Here is a 17,942-nt window from a genome sequence, read left to right as displayed (position 1 = left end):
ACTTCGTGGTTGATTTTAATACAAACCAAAGTTATTCATTAACATTGGTTAACAGTTCAAAGCTATTTTTTTGCAGTGTTTAGGCTTAAATTTAAGCAAATAAAAAAGGCCGCTTATATAAGCGGCCTTTAAAAGTTAAATTGGCATCTAAATTAAGGTGCCCAATATACTTCAATATTGATACTTGGATGGTTAAGCACAGCGCGTAGTGGCATGTCGTTCACATCGCCGCCCGCTTTTGCTTGCTTATAAACAGCGAGTTTTTCTTCGCCGCTAATTAAAAGCTTAACCACTTTAGATTGCGCAATGGCATTTAACGTAAGCGTCATTCGCTCAGTAATACTACCCGTCACATCACTTTGTATCGCATTAATTGCACATACTGTTTGCTCAGTTGTTAAACCATGCTCTAAACCGTCTGCATTTGGGAATAACGACGCTGTATGGCCATCTGGGCCCATACCTAAAATAGTTACATCATATGGGCTTTTTAGCTCGCTATAAGCCGCTTCACACTCTTGTGCGCCATGTTGAGCCGTTGCTGCAGCATTCTTCATAGTAATAAAGTTGGCAGCAATACCATGATTTTGTAATAAAGTACTTTTAATAAATGCTTCATTACTTTTTTCATGGCTTGGGTCTACCCAACGCTCATCAACCATAGCAACATCAACATGTTGCCAATCTAAATCAAGCGTTGATAAATGCTTATAAGCGGGCGCAGGAGACGAGCCGCCCGACACCATTAATACAGCACGGCCATCGTTTTTAATGCCATCACGTAATGATTGCTCAAGCGTTGCAGAAAGCTCAGCTGTTAACGCGTCTTTATCATCAAAAAACTTTTCAACTAGTGTTGCCATGCTTATACCTTATCGCCTGTGTTAAACCATACATGATTGTTTTCTGCCAATAATTCATCAGCATCATCAGGTCCCCAGCTACCAGCACGGTAAAGCGCAGGCTTGCCTTTGTCTTGCCAACGGTCGATGATTGGATCAATCCACTTCCACGCTTGACGAACTTCATCACGGTGAATAAATAACGACGGGTTATCAGCAGCGGCATCAAGCATTAAACGCTTGTACGCATCTGAGTGGAAACCATTGCTGTAAGCTTGTGAAAGCTCAATATTCATTGTTACTGGCTCAAGTTGCATTTGAAGATTATCAAGGCGCTTAGACATAAGCGTTAGTTGAATTGTTTCCTCTGGCTGCAAACGAATAACAAGACGATTTGGCTCGATATTACCCACGTTATCTTCGTAGATATTGTGAGATACTTTTTTGTATTCAACCACAATTTCTGCACAGCGCTTAGCCATACGTTTACCCGTACGAAGGTAAAATGGAACACCTGCCCAGCGCCAGTTATCAATATGCGCGCGAATAGCTACAAACGTTTCTGTTTTACTAGAACCTTCATTTAGCTCTTCTAAGTAACCCGGTACAATTTTACCGTTTAAGTCACCTGGTACGTATTGACCACGAACAATATTTTCATCAACATCACCATCTACAAGCGGGCGAAGTGCTTCTAATACTTTTAGTTTTTCGTTACGAATGCTGTTAGCGTTAAGCTTATTAGGCGACTCCATTGCAACTAAGCAAAGTAGTTGTAATAAGTGGTTTTGAACCATGTCACGAAGTGCACCGGCTTTATCATAAAAACCAGCGCGGCTTTCAAGGCCAACCGTTTCTGACAAGCTAATTTGAATATTATCAATAGATTTAGCATCCCACATATTTTCAAACAATGAGTTTGAAAAACGCAGCGCCATTAAGTTTTGTACTGTTTCTTTACCTAAGTAATGGTCAATACGGAAAATTTGTTCTTCATTAAAAAACTCTGCAATTTTTCCATTAATTGCTTCAGCAGAATCACCGCAATAACCAATTGGCTTTTCAACAACAACGCGTGATGTAGGTGTAATTAAACCTTTAGTCGATAATATTTCACAACATGTGCCGTAAACAGCAGGCGGAAGCGATAAGTAAAACACGCGAGACTTAGTGCTTTCGTGCTCATCTAAAATGCCTTTTAGCACATCCCAGTTGTCGTCTGCTTCTGTAACATTACTTACCACTGGCACTAAAAAAGTAGAAAACGCTTTCCAATCTTTAGCGTTAAACTCACCTTTGCTTAAAAATTCTTGTAATGCTTTATGCGCTGTTTCTATGTATTCAGCACGTTTCGATTCTTCGCGCACTGTTGGTAGGATACGTGAGCCTTCAGGTAAGTTACCTTCTTGATATGCTCTGTACATTGCAGGTAGCAATTTGCGTAACGCAAGATCACCACCGCCCCCAAAAATTATAATATCAAAAGGATTAAGCATAGTTACTCTCTACGTTGTGATACCCAGTACATTTTGTATATGCGCGGGTATGCCTATTTATTGCTAGATTAGATGGCTTTTATAGCTGTATTTAAATAAAAGCCTGCTGAATTGTTCTGTATCGATGATTTATTATTATTGTTTATCATTGCGCTTATTAAATGAGCCTTAGGGGCCCTGTATCTCCTCTCACAAAAATACAGACCCTAAGCACTCCAGCGCTACCCGTTCAAAGGTACTCGGTTTACTTACTTGCGTAAGCGAATTTTTTACTGCGTACGGTTTTGTTTATAGTACGCCATTAAGCCGTTTGTAGAACTATCATGAGCGTGTTTCACGCTATCATCAGTGAGTTCACTCTCAATTTTAGATGCTAAACCTTTACCCAGCTCTACACCCCATTGGTCAAACGAACATATTTCTAAAATAATGCCTTGGCAAAATATCTTATGCTCATACAGTGCAATTAAACGGCCCACTGTTTTAGCATCTACTGTATCTAATAGCATAGACGTTGTAGGACGATTGCCTTGATGAATTTTATGATTTAATAACTCATCAATCTCTGCTTGCGATTTACCCTTAGCGGTTAAATCAGCTGTAACTTGCGCTGCATCTACACCACTCATCATCGCTTCTGTTTGTGCAAAGAAGTTCGATAATAAAATATCGTGATGCTTATCAACATTCACTTGTGGCTTAACTGATGCAATAAAATCTGCAGGTACAATTACATTACCTTGGTGTAAACACTGATAAAAGGCATGCTGGCCATTAATACCCGTCATGCCCCAAATAATTGGAACTGTAGTATAAGGTACCGTTTCGCCTGCAAAGTTAACGTGTTTACCGTTACTTTCCATTTCGCCTTGCTGTAAATACGCAGGCAACATATGCAGTGCTTGATCGTACGGTAATATAGCTTGCGCTGTATAACCTAAAAAGCTCGTATTCCATACACTAAGCAATGCCATAATTAATGGTATATTTTGCTCAAACGGCGCAGATTTAAAGTGCTCGTCTATTTCAAACGCACCTTCTAAAATTGCTTCAAAGGCGTCGTAGCCTAAATATAAAGCAATTGGTAAGCCTATCGCACTCCAAAGTGAAAAGCGACCGCCAACCCAATCCCACATAGTGAATACGTTTTCGTCGCTAATACCAAAGGCTGCCGTTTTTTCTAAATTTGTACTTACTGCAACAAAATGCTTTGCAATTGTACTTTCATCTTTTGTTGTTTGTAAAAACCAGTCAACCGCAGTTTTTGCGTTTGTCATGGTTTCTGACGTCGTAAATGTTTTTGAAGAAATAACAAATAATGTTGTTTCAGGGTCAATGGCTTTTAATATAGACGAAATTTGTACACCGTCAGCATTAGATACGTAGTGAACATTTAACGTATCATCAGCAAGTGCTTTTAATGCCTCAGTTGCCATTTGTGGACCAAGGTTAGAGCCACCAACACCAATACTTACAACATCTTTTACCGCTTTGCCGGTATAGCCTAACCATTTACCGCTACGAACTTTTTCTACAAACACTTTAATTTTAGCTAACTCGTTGTCTACGGCTTGTGTCACGTTTTCGCCATCAACAATTAATGGAGTGTGAGCACGATTACGAAGTGCCGTATGCAAAACTGAGCGATCCTCAGTGATATTTATTTTTTCACCGCTAAACATTTTATCGCGCCACGATGCAATATCGCATTCTTTAGCAAGCGACATTAAGTTAGCAAAAACATCGTTATCAATAAGTTGCTTAGAATAGTCGAATAATACGCCTGGTACTTGAGTAGAAAACTGAGAAAAGCGCGTGTCATCTTGTGCAAATAACGTTTTTAGATGTGTTTGTTTCATCTTAGCTGCACTTTGTTCTAGTGCTTGCCAACTTGCTAGTTGCGTTCGGTTAGACATGGAAATATCCTCTATTTTTTTCAATCAATTGATTTAAAAATGTTTTTTATAAAAGCAAAACTCTTAATACTACTTATTCACACTAAATTAAAGCGCAAATAGTATAACTAAAAATGCAAAAAAAGTGCTATTTTTATAATTTTATGTGCAGATGATAACGCAATTTTTAGCTTTTGACACCGGTATCATAAAAATTTTATAAATTAATTTACCTGTAATTTTAAAGGCAACGGCATAGCTTAATCAATCAAAATGAAATATTAATGAATTTTTATAAGCGCTGCTAATTACTTTTCATAGTTATTCACTAATTACTGTAATTGTTTGCCTTGCAAACAAATAAACCTTAAAAACAAAAAATCGGCTCTAAAGCCGATTTTGTATAAATTACAATCTTTGCTTAATTACTAAGCGCTAGCCCACCACTTAGGTTATAAACAGTTTTGTACCCTAGCTGCATTAAATTGCTCGCAGCAATCTTTGAGCGGTTACCACTGCGGCATAATAAAATATAGTTGTTATTTTTACTTAACTGCCCTTCAAATACCGCATTTGCCATTCTGCTAAGCGGTATATTTAATGTTTTTTCATCAAGTGTATTAAATAACTGAGCAACATTATTTGCTCCATGTTCATACGGCTCCCGAGTATCTATTAAATACACATCGCTGGTGTTTAACATTGCTTTAGCGTCATCAAAATTTAATTGCTGTGTATCAATCTCAGGCAATGCATTTACATAACCACACAATTGCGTGTTATTTACTTGCTTTGAAGCGTCGTACTGCTGCTTTTGTATTGTAAATTCATCAACTGAAATACTGCCGCTTACTAACGCATTGAGTAATGGCGTTTGGTTTTGTTGTACAGCCCAGTTCATGGCAAAACATTGTTGGTAGTCGTGCCCTGAGCAAATAATGCTAGTGCTATTAAGTTGCTCGCTTATTGCTAAAATAGAGCGTGCCATTGCTTTTGCATCCCCACCTATAAGCGATGTATTGCCAAGCCCTGCAGGCAAAATTAAATCACCACAAAAACAATAACGCGTTTCGCCATTACTATTTTTTAATAAATAACTTACGCTATCTTTGCTGTGCCCAGGTGTCGCTATTTTTTCAAGTACGTCATTTGCTAAGCTAATACTTTCTGCATTTAGTGGCCAACCTAAAGCATCAACCTCACCTTTTACAACTCTTGATGCAAGAACGCTGGTTAATAAATGAGTCGCTGACTCTCGCTCTTGATGCAGATGAGTATTAAGCACCGCTGATATAGTTAAGTTTTGTGTATTGGCTATTTTTTCAAAGCGCGGAATAAGCTCAACAATCGGGTCTATTATAACTGCACGCTTATCATCGCTTACATAAAGCCAACTACATGCTCCTTGGTGCCTAAACTGAGTAAGGCCAAGTGCGCACACTTCTTGTTGTGGTGTAGTGCTATCAGATACAATTAAACAGTTAGCCTGAAGTATTGCTTTAAGAGCGCGAATACGCACACAAGCATCATCAATATCGTGTTGTGTTGCAGCAGGTCCAAACGATAGCCTAATCGCATTTTCACTTTGCCACTTACTTGCACCCATTGCATCTAAAACAAAACTTGTTGATGCGCCTGTACTACAAGCCGAGCCACCACTTACGCGAATGCCTGCAGCATCAAATAAATCAATCACTTCTTTGCTCGTTAAATCGTTTACCGCAAAGTTAAGTGTGGTAGGCACGCTATAAGCAAAATCATGATTGAATGTAATATCGCCAAAGGTGTCTTTTATCGCGCTTTGTAACTGGCTTCGATAAGAGTTAAGTATGCTAATTGGTTTAAATGTATCATCTGATTTATCAAGCAACATACTAAATAGTTTATTTAACCCTGCAATACCGGGTAGATTTTCGGTGCCTGAGCGCATTCCACTTTCTTGACCGCCACCCGCTATAAAAGGTGTGTACGCACTGCCACTGCGAATATATAAAAAGCCAATACCTTTAGGTGCGTAAAGCTTATGCCCCGAAAAAGGAGCGTAATCAATAGTTGTATTACTCAGTGCGAGCGCTTGTTTACCGAGTGCCTGCACGCAATCCACCATCCACGATACATTTTTGTTACGGCTACGAATTACCTGCTCTATAGCGGGTAAATCTTGATATACACCGGTTTCGTTATTAACGGCCATGGTGCAAATCATCAAAGCGTTATTAATATGCTCTGCGATAAAATCTAAATCTAAAATACCGTTACTATCAACCGGAATAGCAAGCACCTCAGCATTAATGTCAAGTACGCTATTCCAGTGCTTGAGTGTATTTGGCACCGCTTTATGCTCAGTAGCGCCATATAATAATACAGGGTTTTTAATAGACTGCTTTTTAGCATTAATTAATGTAGAAACCACCGCAGTTTGAATACCCTCCGTTGCACCAGAGGTAAATAGGATATCGCCATTAGTTGCGCCAATAACCGTGCGTGCCTTTTGACGTGTTTGTTCTAATAAATGCTTGGCTTGAATACCTGTGATGTGCGGGCTTGAAGGATTACCAAAACATATTTGCATGGTATGAGAAACAACATCAGCAATACAAGGCAACACAGGGGTCGTTGCATTTGCATCAAGGTAAACTTGTTTTACTGGCTCATCGTGCAATAAAAACTCAGACATTAAAAAACGCACCTTATTACTAAAAAATATATCTTATTACCAATAGTACATAAATTTACAGGTAATGAGTAATAATCAATTAGCACTAGAGGTGCGTTTACTATGCTTTTTTAAACTAAAAGTCTGTTTGCTTAACTATTCACTGAGCTCTTTGCTGATCTCTTCGTGCGTTGACGACCAAGCTGTTATTAGCGCTTTTACTAATGAGGCCAACGGGATGGCAAAAAATACGCCCCAAAACCCCCATAAACCACCAAAAAATAATACCGCGACAATTATAAATACCGGATTTAAATCAACTGCCTCAGAAAACAACAGCGGTACAAGTACATTGCCATCAAGCGCCTGAATAATTCCATAAATAATTAAAATGGTCCAAAACTGCGTTTCTAATCCAAACTGAAACAGTGCAACTGCCGCTACCGGAATAGTGACGAGTGCCGCGCCAATAAATGGAATTAATACCGAAAAGCCAACAAGCACACCAAGTAAAGCTGCATAGCGCAAATCTAAAACAGTAAATGCAATGAAAGACACACCACCAACAATTAAAATTTCGAATACTTTACCGCGAATGTAATTCATAATTTGTTGGTTCATTTCGTTCCACACTTGTAAAATCAAGCGTCGTTGCTGCGGGATCAGTTTAGCTATACTCCCTGTCAGCTCCAGCTTATCTTTAAGCATAAAAAACACCAGTAACGGCACAAGTACCAAATATATAAGCCAAGCAACAACATCTTTTAAAGACGTAAGTGAAAACGATAACACCGCTTGACCAAACTCAATAATTTTAGCTTCTACGGTTGCAACAATAGCTTGTACTTGTTCTATATTAATTAAACTTGGGTATTGTTCAGGTAAAGCCATTAAATAAGACTTCCCCTGCTCTAGCATATGCGGTGTTTCTTGCACTAAGTTACTGGTTTGCTTCCAAAGCACTGGGCCAATAACTAAAATAAGGGTGAGCATAATGCTAATAAATATCAACATTACAATAATTGTTGCAGTAAAACGTTTTAAGCCAACACGCTCTAAATGAACAACCGGCCAATCTAGTAAATAAGCGATAACCAGTGCAACAAGCACAGGAACAATTAACGCGCCAAAAAAGTAAAGTAAGGCAACTGATACCAATAATAAAAATAATAAGGTAGACGAATGAGGATCCGAGAACTTCCTTTCGTACCATGTTTTTACGTATTCAAACATGTAATGGCTCCACTAATAACAACCCACGTTGTTTATCAAAATTGTAACTATAAGCATTTTTTTGCAAAAAACGTTCAATGTCGTTCGCACTTTCACCTCTATTAAGACTAAAAGTGATGCGTTGTTTTGATGACTGTGCACTTCGAAGCGCAAGCTTAAACTGCACAAATTGCTGAGGACACTTAAACTCTTTTAAATCGCGCTCTACCATAACTACTTTATCCGTATAGTAAATGAATAATAAGTCGCATATTTACGGTCTACGTATTTATATACTCAAACCGTTGTAACTTTTTGTTAAAACAATTCCTGCAATAGTTTATCCTTATAACATAACTAGCAGTAAGGATAAGTTAATGCCTGGCACGCATAATAAAGCGCAACTACCAAGTAATCCAACACTCAAAGAGATTAATTGGTTTAAAAAGCAGATTAATTGGGGCGAACTACCTCCTTTTTATCACCTTGTTGCCTCATCAATAAGCGAATCAGAAGGAATTTTAGATCATGGGTTCGACAATGCAGTTAAACAACTTTTAGATAAACGCAATTGGAACTTAGATTTACTAGAAGGCTATGAAGATAACCTAGGTGAAATACATACCAAACATAAGCCACGTATTGCGCTGCACCAAGTATTTACAGACAGAGGCTTTGAGCTATGGGCACAGCCTTATGCTAAAGATGTTATTGTTGATCAATACATAAAAAACAATCGCTTTATGGAATTTAGAGTGTGGGACCCACATTCAATGAAAAACTTGATCAGAATAAGTCAGTTACATAAGTTTATTGGCTTTTATTTCGAACGAGGCGACAAAGCAGATAAAGCCATTATTTTACATGCTCACAAGGTAGTACATAAAATTATTACTTTTTTGCAGCGAGAATTGAACGTTGTAAAGCTTGATGGAGTCACAATAAAAGAACTATACCAATTGTGCGAAAAAGACAGCCGTGCAAGCAGTGACGAAATAGACATAGCCAAAATTGCAATTGGCGAACAAATTAACAAGGAATAAAATGCAGCTAAAATCAGCATTTATCACTTTATGCAGTGCTGCGCTTACGTTTAGCTTATTAATAAGCGAACCTTTAAAAGCGCAAACCAACTTTACGCTTCCTGATTTAGGAACTTCTGCATTACAAGCACTGCCACTCGAAAAAGAACAAGCCATTGGCGAAGTAATGATGATGCAAATACGAGGCTCATCACCAGTAATAAATGACCCAGTGCTAGATGAATACCTTACAACTATTGGCCGTAAACTTGTTGCTAATGCTAACGATGTACGCTTTCCGTTTTCGTTTTTTTGGATAAACAACTCGGAAATAAATGCCTTCGCCTTTTATGGCGGACACGTTGGTGTGCACACAGGGTTAATAGCTCAAGCCGATAACGAGAGTCAGTTTGCCTCAGTGCTTGGTCACGAAATTGCTCACGTAACACAGCGCCACTTAGCCCGAAGAATACAGCAACAACAAGATAACAGCGCGCTGACTATTGCCGGTATGATAGCCGGAATATTAGCAACCGTTGTTGCACCAGATGCGGGTATTGCGATTATATCTGCCAGCCAAACACAATCTGCTTTTAGTCAGTTAACGCATAGTCGCTCAGCCGAGCAAGAAGCTGACCGCATAGGCATGCAAACGCTTAACAATGCAGGCTTTGATGCTCGTGCATCGAGCGAATTTTTAACTAAACTTGCCGCGCAAATTCGTTATAAATATAAACCACCTGCGTTTTTACTTACTCACCCATTACCAGAGAGCCGAGTATCAGATGTGCGTTTGCGTGCAGAGCAATTTCCTGTGCGTCATATGAGTGCCAGTCTTGAGTTTAATTTAGCTAAAAGCCGCGTGCTTGCGCGCTACGACAACAAACCAGAAAACGCCGAAGACCTATTTAGAAAACGACTTCGCGAAAATAGCTACGATAACACCGCTTTAAAGTACGGTTTAGCTATTAGCTTACTTGATCAAAAAAAGCTTGATGAAGCAGCCCCAATACTAGATGAGCTTTTAAAAAACGATCCTAAAAACCTATTTTATATAGATACCCATACCGATTTACTCATCGCGCAAAAAAAGGCAGATGAAGCCGTAAAATTTTTAGCCGATTTAAATCAGTATCGCCCTAATAATCAGGTAATTACGCTTAACTATGCCAACGCAGCACTTGAAGCTGAGCAATATGAACTAGCCGAAAATATTTTGAAGAGTTTTTTACTCGAAAAGCCAGATCATAACCTAGGCAAGCAACTTCTTGCTGATGCGTATAAAAAACAAGATAAATTAGCCTCATATCACGAAGCGAACGCCGATGTATTGGCTCAATACGGTGCTTATTTAAAAGCCGCAGACGAAGTACAAAAAGCACTTAACTTCGTAGAGCCAACTGAACTTGTAAAGCAACAACGTTTAAAAGCACTACTTACCCAGTATCGACTTTTACAAAAAGAGCTTGCAAGACTTTAAGTCTGCAAGCGCTTACCCTAAAATAGACGCAATTCACACTTTGGAATCATTTTATGTCTGTTACTATTTACCACAACCCACGTTGTTCTAAATCACGCGAAACGCTAGCGCTACTGCAAAGTAAAGCGATAGAGCCAAGTGTTGTAGAGTATTTAAAAACCCCTCTTACTTATGATCAAATTTCAACGCTTGTAATCCAACTTGGTTTTTCATCCGTACGTGAAATGATGCGCACCAAAGAAGATGACTACAAAGCGCTTAATTTGAAAGATGAAACAAATGAGGACGCACTTATTAACGCTATGGTTAAATACCCAAAATTGATTGAACGCCCTATCGTAGTTAATAACAACAAAGCAGCGATTGGTCGTCCACCAGAAAACGTACTAAGCGTTTTATAATGAGTGCAACCATAGTGGTGCTTTATCACTCAAGCCACGGCTCAGTTGAAGCAATGGCTCACGAGATAGCAGAGTCGATAGAGCAACAAGGTGCTAGTGCACTACTTCGCACCTTTGTGGCTAAAAATGCGCACGATATTGTGATCACCAAAGATGATTTAATAAATTGCGATGGTTTAGCATTTGGTACACCAACTCGATTTGGCATGATGGCCTCTCAAGCAAAAAGCTTTTGGGAAACCACCAGCGACTTGTGGCTAAAAGGCCAATTAATCGATAAGCCAGCGTGTGTATTTTCGTCATCAAGTAGTATGCATGGTGGAAATGAAGCAACCTTACTTAACTTATCTTTGCCACTATTACACCACGGTATGATGCTTATGGGCGTGCCATATGATGTGCCCGAACTACTCGCAACACAAACCGGTGGAACACCATACGGTGCAACACACGTCGCTGGCAGCGCTAACAGTGCACAGCTAAGCAAAGACGAAATTAAAATATGCCAAAGCGTTGGTAAACGCCTTACTCACATTGCGAGAAAACTTAAATGAATAGAGCTGACAGTCCAGCTAAAAAGCCGATTACGGTAAAATTTCAACGTGCAGCACTATTTGGCTATGTTGGTTTACTTATTCTTATTCCTTTGTGGATGTATTTTGTCCCCCCTCTAGACGGTAATACTAGTTGGGTGTCATTGTTTTTTCCTATCATTCCTTTACTGCTGCCGCTAAGAGGCATAATTCAAGACAACACATATACCTATGCGTGGGCTAACTTTATTGTAATGCTTTATTTTATCCACGGGCTTACTATGCTGTGGGCCGCTCCTGATGAATTAATTTGGGTGTTGTTAGAGCTGGTATTTGCATCATCTATGTTTATTGGCTGTACTTACTACGCAAGACACCGCGGACAAGAACAAGGTTTAAAAATCCGTAAGCTTAAAGAAGAATTAGCTGAAGAAAAAGCAGCAAATGAGCAGGGTAAATAAGGCTTAACAATAACGCTATATACAAAAAAACGCGCTTAAATTGCTTTAAGCGCGTTTTTTTAACTGTTTAAAACTAGCTAAACTAAGTCGCTCAAGGCAGCTAGCACCACAATACTCGCCAACCCTATTTGAGCAATTAAGCTAATAAACGAAAAGCCTCTAAGCACAAATAAACCCCAAGGGTGTTTAATATGTGGATATAGCGCACAGCGCTTTAATGTGGTCGCAAAGAAAAAACAAATCACCGCAGTCATAGTTAAACCCAGCGTCAGCTCACTTTTAATTGAGAGGGTTTCATCAAAAAAGAAAAACAACTGTAAAGGCAGCAATATAGTCACAATAGCATGTAGCACATGCACTTTTTTAATGCGATCGAACTGCCCTTCTGGCGAAAGTTCTTTAATACCAAAGTCACGCTCTAAACATTTAACTAAGTTATTAGCTTTAATACTAACCGCTAAACGGTAACAGCTTAAACCTTCTTTATTACGTGCTCTAAAATCGTATCCGGCTTTAATAAGCAGCACCATTAACGACTCATTTTTAGCAAACACAGCATAATGAAGCGCAGTATTACCTAAGTTATCTGTCGCTTTTTTGTCTTGCTTTGCAAGTAGTGTTTCAACCACATTTACAAAGCCTTTTTCGGCCGCCCACATAAAGGCTGTTTTATTGTTTTCATCAGCAAGTACACCAGTAGCGCCTTGCTCAATAAAACGCATTGCCATTGTTTGCTTAGCTGTTTTTTTACGTAAATGAGTAAGCAAAGCTTTTTCTAAGAGAACAACAGAGTCAACATCAGGAGAAACCTGCGTCAGCAGCGTAAAATAGTCTTTACCCGCTGCCACTTTTTCGCTGGCAAGTTCACAAAGAGTATCTAAATCAGCAATAGACTCTGGAATAAACGCACTTAGGCGCTCTCTAAAATCAACTTCCTTCCAAAGCGCTAATGTGTCCTTTGCCGAGAGTTTACTTTTATTATTTAACGCATGCTCAATTAAGGTGAAGTAGCGTTTACTAAAAAATAAATCGACTAAAGACAGTGGCGTATCTATGGTATTTTGTGCAGCCACGCTTGCGTATTTTTCAAGGCGCTGGCACAGCATAAGCACTAAGCTTTCAGGGGTGTATTCATTATCGTAGTAATGGCTTTTAACCGCACTAATATACGCTTGTGCGTCTTCGTCATATTCAGAGATATGTTGAAAGTAACATTCTTCAAATGGCTCCAGCGGGGTTAGCCATGCCAAATAATAAATAGGTGGCAGCACGGTGGTGCATACACCATCGTCTTCATTTGTAGAACGACAAGCAGGCCAAGCTTCCAAAGCATCTAAAATAAAGGCACCGTTTTGTTCTACCAGTCCTTTAATAAGTAATGGGTATTCCTTTGGCCAAATCAGTACATTTTCCATTAAAACAACACAACTCCAGTGTGGCTTGGGGGTGGTAAGTTATATCAGTTTTAAGCTGACACCACGCTTAATCAAAGTGCCGATATTCTAGCACACCTTTGTTTTGCTGCTAGCGCAAAATTACGCAATAACAACAATCCTTTAGGATTATAACAATTCGCTTAATTAAGTGATTTATTTTGAGGTAGAAAACCGTGTGATAGCAAGGAAAAATTTCGTTATTTAGTTGTTCTAAATGATTAAGTATTACTGTGGATTGGTATTGTCCTTAGCAAAAATATAAAAACGGCCAAGTACATAAGTAATTGGCCGTTTTTGAGGTTGGAGTTGGGCTTAATCAGAGCCAGACAAATAGTCTATTTACTTTTTAACTCGCTAATAACTTGCTCTAAACCCACATCAGAAATGCGTTGAATAATCTCTTTTTGTTTAGCACTTAATAGTGAAATGCCTTCAGCAACAATATCGTATACTTTCCACTCATTGTTTTTACCTAAACGAAGCTTAAAGCTTAAGTCGATAGTAGGCGCATTTGGCTCAATAATTTGCGTATTAACTGTTGCGTACTCAGAGTCACTTTTTGCGTTATTACGCTCAAATACTACTTTTTGACCCGTGTACTTCATTAGTGCACCGGCGTATGTGCCTGTTAAGTAATGCTCTACTGCATCTATAAATTGAACAGCTTGCTCGCGCTCAATACCTTTAATGTGTTTACCTAATAATTTAAACGACACAAACTTAACGTCAATATGTGGCATTAAACGTTTTTCAACAATAGCAGCCATCGCGTCTTTGCTGGCTGTACCTTTTGAGTTTACTTGGCCAATATCTGCAAAAAGCTTGTCGGCTACCGATTCAAGTAACTGATCTGGTGATTGCTGAGCTTGTGCAAATAACGAACTGCTAAAAAAAGCAGTGGCTAAAACGAATAGTTTAAAGAGTTTCATAATTGTATATGTCTGTGTGATTAAGATGGCTGTAATTTACGCGAACTATACGCAATAAAAAAGGCACAAATAAGCAACTTATTAATGCCCAATTGGCACCAATAAAATAAATAAAATAAATTCAAGCAGTTAGAAAATTCCATTAACAGCTCATATACAACCGGCATTTTGTCCTCATTGTAATTGTTAACAGGCCGCCCTTATCATTTAGTTATCAACTTAAATCAAACAAACATTTGGCACCTATGAAAACGTCACTTAAAACACTTATTATCTCTTTTGTATTAGTAGTTTCACTTTTTGGCAAGCTTGCTTTTGCTCAATCGGACCACGGTTATGCCGTTGACTTTCTCAAAGGCGAAGGTAACGTAAACGGCGTTAAGCTTGCGTATCAGTATCATGCACCTGGTATGCAAAACCTTATTGGTGATGCACGCTTTTACTTTGAAACCAGCGTAAACATGTGGGAATACCGCCACGGCGATGAAACACAATCAAACCTAGTACTTGCTATGTCACCTGTACTGCAATTTCCTGCTTTTAGTTTTAACAACACCCCATTTTATGTAGAAGCAGGCATTGGTGTATCACTGATTGATGAAACGCAGTTTGCTGGAAAAAACATAAGTACTCACTACCAGTTTGAAGACCGCATAGGCCTTGTAGCCGATTTTGGCCACACCAATGTTGCCCTTCGCGTTATTCACTATTCAAACGCAGGCTTTAAAGAGCCAAACCCTGGGCTTAACTTTTTAACGCTTTCGGTAGCGAGACGTTTTTAAGGTTATTGATTGTATTTTTGGAGTAAATTAATTGCTGTTATAGCGCAAAGCGGTCACACTTAAACGTACTAAAAATTAGGTGATACTGCGATGCAAACTTGGCATATTGTAATTATTGTGGCTGTTGTTTTTGCCATTATCATTGGTAATATTGCGCTGATTAGACTCTCTGCAAAACAGGAATTTATAAAGCCCAACGCCAATATAAAAAATACAACAGCCACAAAAAAGCCCTGATCAATCAGGGCTTTTTCAATAATACCAATTCGCTAAATCATATTTTTGCTAATTTAGCCTACTAGCCAATGCGCCATTAGCGCAATAACAGGTAAAGTAATTAGCGTTCGCAAAATAAATATAATAAATAGCTCTAAAATATTTACCGGTATTTTACTGCCAAGTAAAAGTGCACCCACCTCAGACATATAAATAAGCTGAGTTACACTCATTGCGGCAATAATAAAGCGCGTTACATCACTTTCAATAGTCCCTGCTGCTAATATTGACGGAATAAACATATCAGCAAAACCAACCATAATAGTTTGCGACGCTGCGGCTGCTTCGGGTACTTGCAATAGCTCTAAAAATGGCACAAACGGCATACCTAAATACTGAAATATAGGCGTATGCTCAGCAATGATCAGTGCAAATGTGCCTACCGCCATTACTACAGGTAACACACCAAACACCATATCAAGCGCATTATGTACGCCCTCTTTTATAGTGCCCTTAACACCCGTTGAGTTATCTGCTTTAGCTAGTGCAACATCTAACGAATGCCCAAATAAAGTTTTATGACCCGGAATTGTTTCAGCGTCTCTATCTGGCTCAGTGCCATCAATGAGTAAGTCTTTTTTAAAGCGCAGTGGCGGTAATCGCGGCACAATAATAGCGGCAACAATACCGGCTAAACATACCGTTGCGTAAAACGGTGCAAATAGGTATTCAAGTTTAACTTGCCCAAGCACCACTAAACTAAATGTAATTGAAACCGCTGAAAACGTAGTACCGATAATAGCCGCTTCGCGTTGTGTATAGTGCTTTTGATCGTACTGCCTTGCAGTCATCAAAATACCCACACTGCCATCACCTAACCACGATGCAGTACAGTCAACCGCGCTTCTACCTGGTACACCAAATACAGGGCGCATTACTTTGGTCATTAACGTACCAGCAAGCTCTAGTAGACCAAAGTTAATTAGTAGCGGCAGTAATAAGCCCGCTAAAATAAATACCGAAAACAACACTGGCAATAAGTCATTTAATACCAGCGCGCCAGTATTGGCCGAGGTAATCATCTCGCTGCCTAGGCTTAAGTACGTCATTAAACCAAACGTCATACCAAATAAGCGTACTACCAGCCATGTCCAGCTCACATCAAATAAATGCTTTAACAAAGGTGAGTTACATATAGCGGCGGGTTTAAACACTTTAGTAATTACAGAAATAACCCCTGTAATACAAATAATGAGGGTAATAATTGCTTGAGCAGAGCCAAGCATCATTGCTTGAACCGCTTTTGCCATAACGGCAATAGGAATGGTCATCCCTTGCGAAGTACTAATGGGTGTCATAAATAAAAACACACCAATTAACGAAGGAACCAAAAAAGTAAACCAAGTGCGCCACGTATAGTGTGAACGTTCAGGTAGCTGAGACATATTGTTTAACCTATAAAAACCACAAAAAGAGCATAGCGCTCTTTTTGTGGTAAAACTTATTATTATTTAAATTTTAATGCCGCGCTGAATGAGTGCTGCTTCTAATGCTTGTTGTAAACCATTCATAGTACCTGGCTCAAGCGTTTCGCCTTTATCATCCATCCACGTTAAGCTAGTACCGCCTTCTTTAGTTTTACTTACTAAAATTTGGTATTGGCCTTCATCAATAGGTAGTTGAGCTACGTCATCACCCCAAATTGAATCCCAAACGCTTGTTTCTGGTTTAGTATAATCTGCAGTAATTAAGCCCGTATCTGGGTTAATTTCAACAATAGAGAACGACAAGCGCTCTAAAAACCCAGAGAAACGGTCAAACACAGCGTCGTAAGATTGCTCAGTTACAAGTGCTGCATTACCTTTATTATCAAAGCCCATTTCAAGAGAAATAATACCTTGGCGTTTACGCATATCAACTTCAAGTTGACGGTAACGGTAATCAAACTCGCTCACTACTTGGTTAAGCGCACGTACTTCTAGCTGCTGCTTGAGTAAGTCTGTTAGCGTTTTATCACCTTTAAAATCAATCAGCTCTACACGTAAAGACGCAGTGCGTTGATGTGATTTTTCTTCAATAGTGAATCTAAACTTTTCTAAATCATCGTTAACTTCATCGCCCCACCACCAAAAACCTTCTTCGGTTTTAATGATTGAGTACCAATCAGTTTCAATAATACCAAGTAGCTTATCTTCTTTAGTAGTTCCTGCATTATTATCAGCTAGGACAGATTTAATCGTATCCCAAAGAAACTCATCTAAATCAGCAATGCCATCATTTTTATCAAAATAAATACGCGCTTGTTTATCTGTCTCTTCTACCCAACTGCCTTTAGCAATTGTTAATACTTGTGCCGGTGGGCGGTAATTTGTAGCTTCAGGATTATTGTCGTATTGACCTACATCCATTTTATAAACTGGGTCTTGAGCTGGTTGAGATAACGACGCTGGTGCTTTTACAGGCTCATGCGTACGATAATTACGCTCGTCATGTGCCTTATTAATAAATACACTACACCCTGATAAACTTACCAATACACTTACTGCAAGTGCTTTTGGGATCCAATACTGCACAGATATTT

At 39.0% G+C, this 17,942-nt stretch carries 17 protein-coding genes; 7 read left to right on the top strand and 10 right to left on the bottom strand.

Annotated elements, in window-relative coordinates; translation table 11 throughout:
• Positions 1–152: 152 nt before the first annotated feature.
• From pgl to H5087_RS17215, 6 genes are all read right to left on the bottom strand, one after another.
• Positions 153–863, bottom strand: coding sequence for a 6-phosphogluconolactonase (pgl, locus tag H5087_RS17240; RefSeq protein ID WP_182672821.1), 711 nt, complete (start codon positions 861–863; stop codon positions 153–155).
• Between the two features lie 2 nt (positions 864–865).
• Positions 866–2,338, bottom strand: a complete 1,473-nt coding sequence (gene zwf, locus H5087_RS17235) for a glucose-6-phosphate dehydrogenase (RefSeq protein WP_024597624.1) — start codon at positions 2,336–2,338, stop codon at positions 866–868.
• A gap of 269 nt (positions 2,339–2,607) precedes the next feature.
• Positions 2,608–4,254 carry a glucose-6-phosphate isomerase gene (gene pgi, locus H5087_RS17230; RefSeq protein WP_039487336.1) on the bottom strand — a complete coding sequence of 549 codons (1,647 nt, stop codon included), beginning with the start codon at positions 4,252–4,254 and terminating at the stop codon, positions 2,608–2,610.
• 400 nt (positions 4,255–4,654) lie between these two features.
• Complete coding sequence (locus H5087_RS17225; RefSeq protein WP_182672820.1) at positions 4,655–6,910, bottom strand: aminotransferase class V-fold PLP-dependent enzyme; 2,256 nt, start codon at positions 6,908–6,910, stop codon at positions 4,655–4,657.
• 135 nt (positions 6,911–7,045) lie between these two features.
• On the bottom strand, positions 7,046–8,122 hold the full coding sequence (locus H5087_RS17220; protein WP_024606584.1) for an AI-2E family transporter: 1,077 nt from the start codon (positions 8,120–8,122) through the stop codon (positions 7,046–7,048).
• Positions 8,115–8,333 (bottom strand): hypothetical protein, encoded by a 219-nt coding sequence (locus tag H5087_RS17215; protein WP_149602402.1) that lies wholly within the window; start codon positions 8,331–8,333, stop codon positions 8,115–8,117. The genes H5087_RS17220 and H5087_RS17215 overlap by 8 nt, the downstream gene beginning before the upstream one ends.
• Positions 8,334–8,478: 145 nt before the next feature.
• On the opposite strand from H5087_RS17215, the gene H5087_RS17210 reads away from it, so the two are divergent.
• The 5 genes from H5087_RS17210 to H5087_RS17190 are packed head-to-tail and all read left to right on the top strand — an operon-like array spanning position 8,479 to position 11,998.
• On the top strand, positions 8,479–9,144 hold the full coding sequence (locus H5087_RS17210; protein WP_024597628.1) for a hypothetical protein: 666 nt from the start codon (positions 8,479–8,481) through the stop codon (positions 9,142–9,144).
• Between the two features lies 1 nt (position 9,145).
• A complete protein-coding gene (locus H5087_RS17205) occupies positions 9,146–10,603 on the top strand; it encodes a M48 family metalloprotease (protein WP_039487326.1) in 1,458 nt (485 codons plus the stop codon).
• Between the two features lie 53 nt (positions 10,604–10,656).
• On the top strand, positions 10,657–11,004 hold the full coding sequence (gene arsC / locus H5087_RS17200; RefSeq protein WP_182672819.1) for an arsenate reductase (glutaredoxin): 348 nt from the start codon (positions 10,657–10,659) through the stop codon (positions 11,002–11,004).
• Positions 11,004–11,558 (top strand): NAD(P)H:quinone oxidoreductase, encoded by a 555-nt coding sequence (gene wrbA, locus H5087_RS17195; protein WP_002961459.1) that lies wholly within the window; start codon positions 11,004–11,006, stop codon positions 11,556–11,558. Before arsC ends, wrbA begins: the two co-directional genes overlap by 1 nt.
• Positions 11,555–11,998 carry a DUF2069 domain-containing protein gene (locus H5087_RS17190; RefSeq protein ID WP_182672818.1) on the top strand — a complete coding sequence of 148 codons (444 nt, stop codon included), beginning with the start codon at positions 11,555–11,557 and terminating at the stop codon, positions 11,996–11,998. The genes wrbA and H5087_RS17190 overlap by 4 nt, the downstream gene beginning before the upstream one ends.
• Positions 11,999–12,075: 77 nt before the next feature.
• On the opposite strand, the gene H5087_RS17185 is transcribed toward H5087_RS17190, so the two are convergent.
• Together H5087_RS17185 and H5087_RS17180 are read right to left on the bottom strand one after the other, a co-directional pair.
• Positions 12,076–13,413, bottom strand: coding sequence for an ankyrin repeat domain-containing protein (locus tag H5087_RS17185; RefSeq protein WP_182672817.1), 1,338 nt, complete (start codon positions 13,411–13,413; stop codon positions 12,076–12,078).
• A gap of 356 nt (positions 13,414–13,769) precedes the next feature.
• Positions 13,770–14,363: a phospholipid-binding protein MlaC gene (locus H5087_RS17180; protein WP_024595677.1), complete on the bottom strand. Its 594-nt coding sequence runs from the start codon at positions 14,361–14,363 to the stop codon at positions 13,770–13,772.
• A gap of 245 nt (positions 14,364–14,608) precedes the next feature.
• Between H5087_RS17180 and H5087_RS17175 the strand changes: the two genes are divergently transcribed.
• A complete protein-coding gene (locus H5087_RS17175; RefSeq protein ID WP_182672816.1) occupies positions 14,609–15,145 on the top strand; it encodes an acyloxyacyl hydrolase in 537 nt (178 codons plus the stop codon).
• A gap of 90 nt (positions 15,146–15,235) precedes the next feature.
• A complete protein-coding gene (locus tag H5087_RS17170) occupies positions 15,236–15,382 on the top strand; it encodes a DUF2897 family protein (protein ID WP_182672815.1) in 147 nt (48 codons plus the stop codon).
• Between the two features lie 53 nt (positions 15,383–15,435).
• Here the strand turns inward: H5087_RS17170 and H5087_RS17165 are convergent, their stop codons facing one another.
• Positions 15,436–16,806 carry a YjiH family protein gene (locus tag H5087_RS17165; protein ID WP_182672814.1) on the bottom strand — a complete coding sequence of 457 codons (1,371 nt, stop codon included), beginning with the start codon at positions 16,804–16,806 and terminating at the stop codon, positions 15,436–15,438.
• 66 nt (positions 16,807–16,872) lie between these two features.
• A complete protein-coding gene (gene bamC, locus H5087_RS17160) occupies positions 16,873–17,934 on the bottom strand; it encodes an outer membrane protein assembly factor BamC (protein ID WP_039487313.1) in 1,062 nt (353 codons plus the stop codon).
• Between the last annotated feature and the right edge of the window lie 8 nt (positions 17,935–17,942).

It is taken from the genome of Pseudoalteromonas sp. SR43-7, assembly GCF_014163785.1.
Lineage (GTDB): Bacteria > Pseudomonadota > Gammaproteobacteria > Enterobacterales > Alteromonadaceae > Pseudoalteromonas > Pseudoalteromonas distincta.
The sequence above is the reverse complement of the archived record's forward strand: the minus strand, read 5'-3'. Positions and strand labels throughout refer to the sequence as shown.